This is a genomic window from Helicobacter labacensis (assembly GCF_003660285.1).
In the GTDB taxonomy this organism is placed as follows: domain Bacteria; phylum Campylobacterota; class Campylobacteria; order Campylobacterales; family Helicobacteraceae; genus Helicobacter; species Helicobacter labacensis.
The window spans coordinates 41,294-51,194 of record NZ_QXQQ01000010.1; the positions used below are offsets into that span (position 1 = coordinate 41,294).

The 9,901-nt window shown below is 46.1% G+C and carries 11 protein-coding genes and 2 pseudogenes; 7 read left to right on the forward strand and 6 right to left on the reverse strand.

Translation table 11 applies throughout. From position 1 onward, the window contains the following. Window position 1 precedes the first annotated feature (1 nt). From EAO33_RS04410 to EAO33_RS04425, 4 genes are read right to left on the reverse strand one after another with little or no spacing between them, the layout of a single operon-like run. Complete coding sequence (locus tag EAO33_RS04410) at window positions 2-304, reverse strand: YbaB/EbfC family nucleoid-associated protein (protein ID WP_120945351.1); 303 nt, start codon at window positions 302-304, stop codon at window positions 2-4. Further along, window positions 298-663 carry an aspartate 1-decarboxylase gene (panD, locus tag EAO33_RS04415; protein ID WP_120945353.1) on the reverse strand — a complete coding sequence of 122 codons (366 nt, stop codon included), beginning with the start codon at window positions 661-663 and terminating at the stop codon, window positions 298-300. The genes EAO33_RS04410 and panD overlap by 7 nt, the downstream gene beginning before the upstream one ends. Window positions 664-671: 8 nt before the next feature. Then, window positions 672-2,891, reverse strand: a complete 2,220-nt coding sequence (locus EAO33_RS04420; RefSeq protein ID WP_120945355.1) for an AAA family ATPase — start codon at window positions 2,889-2,891, stop codon at window positions 672-674. 20 nt (window positions 2,892-2,911) lie between these two features. Further along, complete coding sequence (locus EAO33_RS04425) at window positions 2,912-3,328, reverse strand: universal stress protein (protein ID WP_120945357.1); 417 nt, start codon at window positions 3,326-3,328, stop codon at window positions 2,912-2,914. Between the two features lie 89 nt (window positions 3,329-3,417). Between EAO33_RS04425 and bioD the strand changes: the two genes are divergently transcribed. Genes bioD through EAO33_RS04450 form a run of 5 tightly spaced genes read left to right on the forward strand, consistent with a single transcriptional unit; the run spans window position 3,418 to window position 6,945 of the window. Next, window positions 3,418-4,077: a dethiobiotin synthase gene (gene bioD / locus EAO33_RS04430; protein ID WP_120945359.1), complete on the forward strand. Its 660-nt coding sequence runs from the start codon at window positions 3,418-3,420 to the stop codon at window positions 4,075-4,077. 47 nt (window positions 4,078-4,124) lie between these two features. Continuing rightward, window positions 4,125-4,766, forward strand: a complete 642-nt coding sequence (gene sodB, locus EAO33_RS04435) for a superoxide dismutase [Fe] (RefSeq protein ID WP_120945361.1) — start codon at window positions 4,125-4,127, stop codon at window positions 4,764-4,766. Beyond that, window positions 4,766-5,542: a thiazole synthase gene (locus EAO33_RS04440; RefSeq protein ID WP_120945363.1), complete on the forward strand. Its 777-nt coding sequence runs from the start codon at window positions 4,766-4,768 to the stop codon at window positions 5,540-5,542. The genes sodB and EAO33_RS04440 overlap by 1 nt, the downstream gene beginning before the upstream one ends. Next, a complete protein-coding gene (cmoA, locus tag EAO33_RS04445; RefSeq protein WP_120945365.1) occupies window positions 5,539-6,237 on the forward strand; it encodes a carboxy-S-adenosyl-L-methionine synthase CmoA in 699 nt (232 codons plus the stop codon). The genes EAO33_RS04440 and cmoA overlap by 4 nt, the downstream gene beginning before the upstream one ends. A gap of 15 nt (window positions 6,238-6,252) precedes the next feature. Further along, window positions 6,253-6,945 (forward strand): tetratricopeptide repeat protein, encoded by a 693-nt coding sequence (locus EAO33_RS04450; RefSeq protein ID WP_120945367.1) that lies wholly within the window; start codon window positions 6,253-6,255, stop codon window positions 6,943-6,945. A 101-nt stretch (window positions 6,946-7,046) separates the two neighbouring features. Here the strand turns inward: EAO33_RS04450 and EAO33_RS04455 are convergent. After that, window positions 7,047-7,209, reverse strand: a pseudogene (locus tag EAO33_RS04455) (AAA family ATPase); the annotation flags it as partial. Window positions 7,210-7,442: 233 nt separating this feature from the next. On the opposite strand from EAO33_RS04455, the pseudogene EAO33_RS09830 reads away from it, so the two are divergent. Beyond that, a pseudogene (locus EAO33_RS09830) lies at window positions 7,443-7,630 on the forward strand (hypothetical protein). A 393-nt stretch (window positions 7,631-8,023) separates the two neighbouring features. On the opposite strand, the gene traF reads toward EAO33_RS09830, so the two are convergent. After that, window positions 8,024-9,424 carry a conjugal transfer protein TraF gene (gene traF, locus EAO33_RS04470; RefSeq protein WP_120945383.1) on the reverse strand — a complete coding sequence of 467 codons (1,401 nt, stop codon included), beginning with the start codon at window positions 9,422-9,424 and terminating at the stop codon, window positions 8,024-8,026. Window positions 9,425-9,535: 111 nt separating this feature from the next. Between traF and EAO33_RS04475 the strand changes: the two genes are divergently transcribed. Then, complete coding sequence (locus EAO33_RS04475) at window positions 9,536-9,871, forward strand: hypothetical protein (RefSeq protein ID WP_162982207.1); 336 nt, start codon at window positions 9,536-9,538, stop codon at window positions 9,869-9,871. Window positions 9,872-9,901: the final 30 nt, after the last annotated feature.

Genomic DNA, 9,901 nt, shown 5'->3' on the forward strand with positions numbered 1-9,901 from the left:
CCTATTTACCAAAGGGATTCAAACCGCCCAACATGCCAAAAGCGGAGTTCTTGCGCCCTTCTTCTACGCTTTTGTAGGCTTCATTGAGCGCGCTCATCAAGTAAATTTGCAGGGCTTCTTTGTCTTCTAGCAAGCTATCATCGATTTGTATATCCAAGAGTTCCCCCGCACCATTGATGGACACTTGCACCAGCCCCCCCCCACTTTTAGCGCTAAACTTAGTGGCTTTTTGCTTGGCTTCTATGTCCTTGAATTGCTCTTGGAGCTGGGATAATAACCCGCCTAATTGTCCCAAATCTAGCATGGATTTCCTTGTTCTAAGATCGCGTTATGATCCCCTAGCAAAAGAATATGAGGCTGGTGGGTGGGGATGTGCGCTAGTTCTAGGTGCATGTAAGCCAAGATAATCAACAAATCCCCCACTTGCACCAAACGGCTTGCTGCGCCATTGACACAGATTTCATGCTCATCCTCCCCGGCAATCGCATAGGTGCTAAAGCGCGCTCCATTGTGGATATTCACCACATCTACTTGCATCCACGGGTGTAATTTAGCCGCTTGCATTAGGGTCTTGCCAATGGTGATTGAACCCTGATAATGCAAATTGGCATCCGTAACCACCGCGCGGTGAATCTTAGAATAAAGCACGGGTATAGCAGGCATGGCTATCCTTAAGGGTTTCTCATCTTCTTGGACTTGGGGCGCGCCTTTTGCTTACACACCACCTTGATTTCTTGATCTTTAAGCCCCACGCGCACACTCCCCCCCTCTTTAAGCCCCCCAAACAGAATCGCATCACTGAGTTTAACCTTGATGTGATCATGCACCAACTTAGCCATCACGCGCGCCCCTAGGGGGTCTTTGAAACAAAGGCTGGCTAAGTGCGCGCCCACATTCTTATCTAAGCTCAGGCTAATATTTTTGGGAGCTAAGAGTTCTTCAAGTTTTTGGCACTCCTTATGCGCGATGCGCTCTAAATGCTCCAAGCTCAAGGGGTTGAAAGTCAAAACCGCGTCTAATCTAGATCGCAATTCGGTGCTCAGTAAGTCTTTGAGGGCTTGGTGGTATTTATGCGCGTGGTGATCCAAAAAGCCCACTTGCCCCAACGCCCCACTCCCGGCATTAGAAGTCAGAATCAAAATGGCATGCTTGAAGTCGCCTTTTCTGCCATTGTTGTCCGTGAGTGTAGCGTTATCCATGATTTGCAATAAGAGATCGTAAACATCGGGGTGGGCTTTTTCAATCTCATCGAGCAAAAGCACACAATGAGGGTGTTTGCGCATGGCGTTCACCAACAGCCCGCCCTGCTCAAAACCGATATAACCAGAGGGCGCGCCAATGAGTTTAGAAATGCTATGGGGTTCTTTGTATTCGCTCATGTCAAAGCGTTCTAAATGCAAGTGTAGGTGCTTGGCTAGAGCTTTGGCTAACTCTGTCTTGCCCACCCCACTAGGTCCCACAAATAAAAAGCTGGCAATAGGCTTTTGTGCGCCCACAAGTCCAGAGGCATGGATTTTGATCGCCTCTACCAAGCGTTGAATCGCACCATCTTGAGCAACCACTTCTTTTTTAAGCTGGGCTTCTAAGCCCTTGAGGCGGTTTTGTTTCTCTAGACTAATATGGGACTTGGGAATGTCAATTTTAGAAGAAAGCACATTTTCAATGTCGTGGGTAGAGATGAGAGGAGGGGTGGCTTTGGGGGGGGAGTAGATTTTTTTAAACGATCCAGCTAAATCCATCAGATCGATCGCCTTATCGGGAAGAAAATTCTCATGGAGGTAGTGAATCGAGAGATCCACGCATGCCTTGAGGGCTTCCTTGCTGTATTTAACATGGTGGTGGCGTTCATAGTGTCCGGATAGATCGTCTAAAATGGCGTAGCAATCCTGCTTGGAGGGCTCTAAAATGTCGATCTTGCTAAAACGCCGGCAAAACGCCTTGTCTTTCTCTAGCACCAATCGAAACTCCTCAAAAGTGGTCGCCCCAATGCAACTCAAAGATCCATCAGCGAGCATGGGTTTTAAGATATTGGCACCATCGAGCGCGCCCGTGCTAGAAGCTCCTGCCCCTAGCACCGTGTGGATTTCATCAATGAAAAGAATGCTCCCCTTGTCCTTTTGCAACTCCTTGAGGGTTTTCTTCAGGCGTTTTTCAAACTCACCCCGGTATTTGCTCCCAGCCACCATCGCGCTTAAGTCTAGGGCGTAAATCGTGCGCTGGAGTAAAAACGCCGGAACCTCTTGACGCACGATCTTTAGGGCTAACCCCTCAGCGATCGCCGTTTTACCCACTCCCGGCTCGCCCACTAATAGAGGGTTATTCTTCTTGCGCCGCCCCAACACTTCTATCACCTTTTTTAACTCTTCATCGCGGTGCGAAACCGGATCAATGGCATTCTGTTTGGCTAATTCGTTGAGATTCTTGGCGAATTTCTGCAGGGCTGAAACTTTTTCTTTGGAAAAAGAGAGGGGGGGGTGTTCTAGGATTTTGAGGCTATCTACATGGAAAGAGTGCAAAACCCGCGCGCTGTAACTCTTGTTCTCTTGTAGCATGATAAAGAGAAAATCTTGGACATCAATGACGCGGTGGTGCGTGTCTTTGACATAATCTTCTAGGGCTTGGAACAAGTCTAACAACTCTTGATCATGTTTGGGGCGTTTGTGCTCTTCGGTGCTGGCAAAAATGGGCACGCTCTCTACTAGATAACTTTGGATGATCTGTCTAGCGTCCAGAATATCCACATCCAATTGGCGCAAGAAACTTTGGACTTCCTTGTCGTTGAGCATCACTAGAAAAACATGCTCTACGGTGGTGAAGCGGTGGGATAATTTAGAGGCGAGCGCGACAGAGGCGTTGAGGATACGATGCAAGCGGATGGTGATAGAGGGCATTAGTTACCTTTTTGGCAAATTCATTTGGCGACCAACACGGGGATGGGGGAATTGTCAATAAAACTATTTTGGTGCGATCCAAAGATTTTATAAAAAGCTGAGGACTCGCTCGCCCCAATCACCAAGAGATCAAAACCGGGTGCCATTTCTAAGATCACATCCACCGGATTACCCACCTTGAGTAAGCCCTCGCAGGCGATCCCCTCTTGGGTGAATAGCTGGGTGAATTCTTCTAAGAGTTGGTTGGATTGTTCGTGCGCGATCACTTCGGCTTGGCTGTAATTCATAATCCCACTCTCTGGATAGATCAGCACCTCTGGACTCACATGCACTAAAGTAAAATGCACCTCTTTAAGCTTAGTGAAGAGTTTAAGAGTCGCATCCAGCCCACTCCTACACTCCTGTGTGTCGCTAATTCCAAAAAGCACCCTCAACATGCGCTACCTTTATGCGTATACTAGATTGTTAAAGCCATTATAAGAGAAATAAGCTTAAGCTATTGCCTAAAATAGGCAAAGGACTTTGGATGTATACCCCCATTTTTGTAAGCGCGACCAATACGGGTGTGGGCAAAACTACTCTTTCCTTAGAAATCGCTAGGCTATGCAAAGCGCGCGGGATCAAAACACTATTAGCCAAGCCCATTGAAACGGGCATTAACGCGCAAGAATCTAGCGATGCACAATTGTTTTTAGAGGAAAATTTGAGCGTAGAATCCAATTTGAAGTTGGAAGACATCAGTTTTTACCGCTTTGTCTTGGGGGCAAGCCCTTTTGTAGCCACGCGCTTTGAACCCCATATTGTGATAGATTTTAAAGAGATTAAAAAAAAGCTAGATGCCCTGCAAGAGCGGTGCGATTTACTCATGGTAGAAGGGGTGGGTGGGTTGCTGGCCCCTTTGGACGCTAAAAACAAGATTGTCGATCTGGGCTTGTTTCTCAAAGCCAAATTTTTACTGGTGAGTGCTGATCACTTAGGGATGCTCAATGATTTACTGCTCAATCAAGAGTATCTCAATGCGCACAAGATCCCCCACCACTTCTTGGTGAATGTGCGCGACAAACGCGCCTACTCCCAAATTTGCAAACCCTACATCGATCACCTTAACGCCACCCTAAAAACCCCGATCTTAGAGTTTCCCGAGCAAAGCGCGCGTCTTTTAGACGCGATATTAGTCCCTTGTTGAGAATCTAGTGTTATAATGCGCGCTCAATCTAATTTCAAGGAGATGTGATGTTCACTTTACGCCAGTTGCCCTATAGCAAAGATAGCATGGGGGATTTTTTAAGCCCTACTGCCTTTGACTTCCACCATGGCAAACACCACCAAGCCTATGTCAATAACCTCAACAACCTCATCAAAGGCACAGAGTTTGAAAGTAGCTGTCTGTTTGGCATTTTGACCAAATCCAGCGGAGGGGTGTTTAACAATGCTGCCCAAATTTATAACCACGACTTTTATTGGGATTGCCTAAGCCCTCAAGCCACGCAAATGAGCGCGGAGCTCAAAAGCGCGCTAGAGCATGACTATGGCTCTTTGGATGCCTTCAAAGAGGCTTTTCTCAAAAGCGCGACCACCCTATTTGGTTCTGGCTGGAATTGGGCAGTCTATGATCCCAAAACCCAAAAAATTGAGATTGTGCAAACCAGCAACGCCCAAACCCCGGTAACCGACCACAAAATCCCCATTTTGACCGTGGATGTGTGGGAGCACGCCTACTACATCGATCACAAAAACGCCCGCCCCGTGTATTTGGAGAAATTCTACCCCCATATCAACTGGGCGTTTGTCTCCCAATGCTATGAGTGGGCGAAAAAAGAGGGCTTGGGCTCTGTAGATTACTACATCAACCAAATTGTGCATAAGAAAGCCTAATGCACGACCCCCTCATCATTGGCTCTAAGAGTTTTGTCTCCCGCTTGATTGTGGGCAGTGGCAAGTATAAAGACTTTGCCACCACCAAGCAGGCGACTCTTGCTAGCGGGGCAGAAATGATCACCGTGGCAGTGCGCCGGGTCAATATCACCGATTCTAATAGCGAAAATCTACTAGACACTTTTAAGGACACGGGCATTAGCTTTTTGCCCAACTCCGCGGGTTGTACCACTGCTAAGGAAGCCATTGCGCTTTTTAGACTCGTTAAAGAAGCCACGGGGATTGATTTTATCAAGCTAGAGATCATTGGCGATCAACGCACACTTTATCCCGACACCCTAGAAACCCTAGAAGCGTGTCAAATCCTCGCCAAGGAAGGCTTTTGTGTGCTAGCCTACACCAATGACGATCCCATCATGGCTAAAAAGCTTGAAGAGGCGGGGGCGAGTGCGGTCATGCCTTTAGCCTCCCCCATTGGTAGCGGGTTAGGTATACAAAATCGCTATAACATTGGCTTTATTAAAGAAGCTGTAAAAGTGCCCGTAATTGTGGATGCAGGTGTGGGCTGTGCCTCGGATGCGAGCATTGCGATGGAGCTAGGCGCAGATGGGGTGCTCACCAACTCTGCCATTGCTCTAGCCAAAGACCCCGTATTGATGGCTGAAAGCATGAAACACGCCGTTTTAGCCGGGCGCAAAAGTTATTTAGCCGGGCGCATCCCTAAAAAAGCCTATGCAGACCCTAGCTCACCTGTCTTTGGGCTAGCGCAGTTGTGAAGGACACCCTCTTTAACACCCCCCTACCTAAACGCTTTGAGTTTGATAGCCAAGTGGCGGGCATGTTTGATGACATGCTCACAAGAAGCATCCCCCACTACCACGAAACCCTAAAGCTAGCCAGCCATTTTGTCGCCCAAGATTTGGAGGGCGTGGTTTATGATTTGGGTTGTTCTACGGGCAATTTTTTAGCCACCCTCGCCCCCTTGCTCCCTAATAATGTGCCTTTAGTGGGGGTGGATAACTCCCCTAGCATGCTAGCAAAAGCGCAAGAAAAACTACAAGCCTCTAATATAGCTTGGCGTTGTGAAGACCTCTTACACACTTCTTTAGACAATGCGGGGGCTGTGGTCTTGCTTTACACCTTGCAATTCATTAGACCCTTGCAACGCCAAGCCTTGATACAACGCATTTTTGATGCCCTAAAGCCCGGGGGCGTGGTGGTGGTGGCAGAAAAAATGATGAGCTTAGATCGCATTTTAGACAAGCAGATGATCGAATTGTATTATTTTTACAAACAACAACAGGGCTATACCCTCAATGAGATCAGCTTTAAACGCGAAGCCTTAGAAAATGTGCTCGTGCCCTACAGCTTGCAAGAAAACACCGCCCTTTTGGAGCAGGCGGGTTTTAAAAATGTAGAGGTGCTCTTTAAGTGGGTGAATTTTGGCTTGCTCTTGGCTAGAAAGCCCTAAAATTGTGAGGTTTTTATGAAAAATGTTAAACACCTATTCAAGGTAGCCTGCATCATTCTGTGTTGTTTGGCAAGCGTCTTTGCCCAAACCAAAGCCCAACAAATTAAACAATACCTCTCTGTGGCTCATAAGGCTTACGATCGCAAAAATTATGACAAGGCTTTAAAATACTTCCAAAAAGCAGCGGATCTAGGGAGCGTTAAGGGTTATATTGGTTTGGGGGATCTGTATAGCGACTATGATAGTGGTTTTAGTGATTATGCGCAGGCGTTGTTCTATTACAAAAAGGCGAGGGATTTGGGGGATGCAGAGGCTTATTCTCGCCTAGGCTATTTGTATGAGGTGGGCGGTGATTGCGATAGATTTGGATGCAATGTGAAACCCGATAATAAAAAAGCCCTGCAATATTACAAAAAGGCAGGAGATATGGGGTATGCAGCAGGCTATGTCAATGCGGGAGTGATGTATAGCTATGGTTCTGTTTTATATGAAGGCATCTCCAAAGATGATGCCAAAGCCAAAGAATACTTCCAAAAGGCAGCAGACATGGGAAATTCTTTGGGTTACTATAATTTGGCGATTACATATGCACATGGCAAAGGTGTCAAGCCCGACAAAGAAAAAGCACGCCAATATTACAAAAAGGCTTGTGATATGGGCGTAAGTAGTTCTTGTCAAGCCCTAAAGGAGCTAAAGCACAAGAACTAAGCCCTGTTAGAAAGGAGAGAAAATGACAGGTGTGGCTAAAAATATACTTATTAAGGTAATCTTAATCATTCTGTGTTGCTTGACAAGCGTCTTTGCCCATCTCTATCCCCTATAGCCCTAATATTGACAAAGACTTCTGCACTCTGTTGAGAGTCAGTGTCTAGCACCACGACATCTTTTCGCTCTTTTAGAAACTGCAACGCCAAGTTAATGCATAAAGTGCTTTTTACCGCTTCCCTTTTCATTGGTAACCGTGATGATTATGGGCTCTCTTTATAAAACCTTCATAAAACCACACAAGAACACGAAATAATAATATTTTTATATACAACAATACGATGATCTGGATTAAAGAGATTTGTTTTAAGCCTCCTCGGCAGAAATCCCACTCGTCTTTAGCGGGTGGGATGAATGCCACTAATTCGTGGTATAATGCTCTCATACATTCGTATCTACGGCAGGGAGTGTCGAAAGTTACGCCTTTGGAGATATGATGTGTGAGACCTGTAGGGAATGCGTTGGAGCTCAAACTCTGTAAAATCCCTACTATAGGGACTAGAGTGAGAACCAAACTCTCCCTACGGGCAACATCAGCCTAGGAAGCCCAAATGTCTTTAGCATTTGGGTGCTTCACCTTCTAGAATGCAACATCAACGCGTGTCTAGCCACCAACAAGTGTTTCTAGTAATACCACACCTGCGTCCCTTATGCTATTGCATGTCCGCTCTGAGCAAATGCACCACTTTGTTTAAGTGTGGTTGATGGCACGCGCATGCTTATTCTCTCTTACCTAGCTTGGGGTGCGTCTTCTGATATGCTTCACGCGCTCTAAAAAAGACACTTGGAATACGCTGGATTCTTAAAAAAAGCGTGCCCTAACACCACACAGATATGGATACGCCTTTACTATATAAAGACGCAAGCGATAAAAACCTTCAAAATGCTATGGTGGTGGTTTTAAGCGTGCTAGCAAGTTTTGCTTAAAAGCCTCCATAGGGTTTTCAAAGACCAAATAACCCGCCATAAGCTCTGCGCTCTACATAGTTTAAGACAAATGCAGATAGTTTTTAAGCCTCAATCACCACTCCCAACCTCCACCAATACGCATGGCTAGGTAATTAGGAATTTTAAGATGAGATAGACTGCCTAACAAACCACCCTCTCCACTGCCACCTAGAGCGACTGTTTGCAAGCCAGACTGCACAGAAATGTCTAGTACTTTGAACAAGCGTATTCCGCCAGTCAAAATCACGCCTTGGTGTAGCCCTTCTTTTGCAACATTGCCCATCGCGCCCAATTTCAGCGCGAACCATTTCCAATTAAACATCACTCCGCCCCCAATCATTTGGCTACGCTTATCCAACATAAGCATTTTATTAGAGGTGAGATCAAAATCCATAGCCAAATTGAGCCACTTCCAACGATACCCTAAACCTAGACGCACTTGTGGATCAATACGCATACTAGGTATGTGGGCATAGGTGATTTTAGGCGCATTGAGGTATTTACCCACCAAACCTACAGCAAAACCTTTAATGCGATAAGCTGTTCCCAAATCTAGACCAAAGTGGCTTTGGCGCACCATGTCCTGCGGACTAAAAGAAAAGTTTGATAATAATTGTTCGGTTTTATTTATGAAATCACTTCCAGAAGCACCAAAGCCGTAACTCAGAGTGTATAGATACCTAAAGGTTACCCCTACAGAGAGTTTGCCCGCTTTGTTAAAGTCAAACCCTTTAGCGTAGCCAATGGGGAGAGAACCAATGGCTAGGGCTTGCACACGGGCGGCATTTTGCGCATAGGGAGAGAGAAGCGAATTATTGATAAAGGCATTTTGGCTACTTGGAGAGATGGTTAGACTATTTGGGCTTGCACTTACACCAGCGTATATACCATTACCTATGGGACCTACAATGAGCTGCCTATAGCGCGGGTCAGTTACTACACTTGCCCCAGCAAAGATGCTAGCAAAAATACCTACCCCAAAAGTCCCGATCCCACCTTTGACTTTTTTAAGTTTAGGGTGAATCTGCACCACAATGCCATTTTGGGAACTCATATTCACACCATTCAACGACAAAAAACTTTGTAAGGCATTAGCGGCTTGCACTGCTGTTTGTGCGGCTGGACCTTGAGCGGCACTAATACTAACACTCTTCCCGCTCATAAAATTCCGCAGACTAGAGCCAGATAACAGACTAGAAATATCGAGGTTACTTAAATTCATATTCTCTAGGGCTGTAGAAGCTAATGGCAGAATATTTTTCTCACTAATTCCCATGCCAAAGCTGTAACCTAGCTTGGTGCGCGCATCCATGTCTAATAAAGCCGGATTGTAATACAGCCCCCAAGCCGAGTTTTCTAAAGCAACCCCAGCCCCACCCATGCCAAAACTGGTATTCCCCATTTCACCAAATTCTAAAGCCTCTGCGCCCACACAGGCTAAAGTGCACCAAATTAGCGTTTTACTAACAGACATTAAACACCTTTGAAAGATTTGGGTAATGATAGCATAATCCTTAGCCATTAGCTTTGGCTTTTGAAAACATTGATGGGTTAAAAACACATTAAGCAACAAAGTTCTGCTACTTTGGCACAGGTCTATCCTGTTTTTCTCTCTGCTAAATCCCAACAGGTGCGCCCTAAGACACTCCGCGCGTATGCGTACTATTGCGCCCAGATTGTGGCACGGCTTGGGGATGTCCCCCTTAATCATCTCACCGCCTTGATGATAGAGTCCTTTTTGCAAGAATTTCATAGCAAGAGTGCGCGTTTTAGGGCGTTTTTGTATATGTTGCTCAAGGCGGGGCTGAAACTAGCGAAGAGTCATTTTGGGGTGGATAATACAGAAGTGATGGAGTATGTGTGGGAATGCAGAACGCGCTCAAGGGTTAGCACGCCGACATGCAGAAGAAGATGTGTATAGAGAGCTCAGGCAGAGAATCAAGGCATGGAG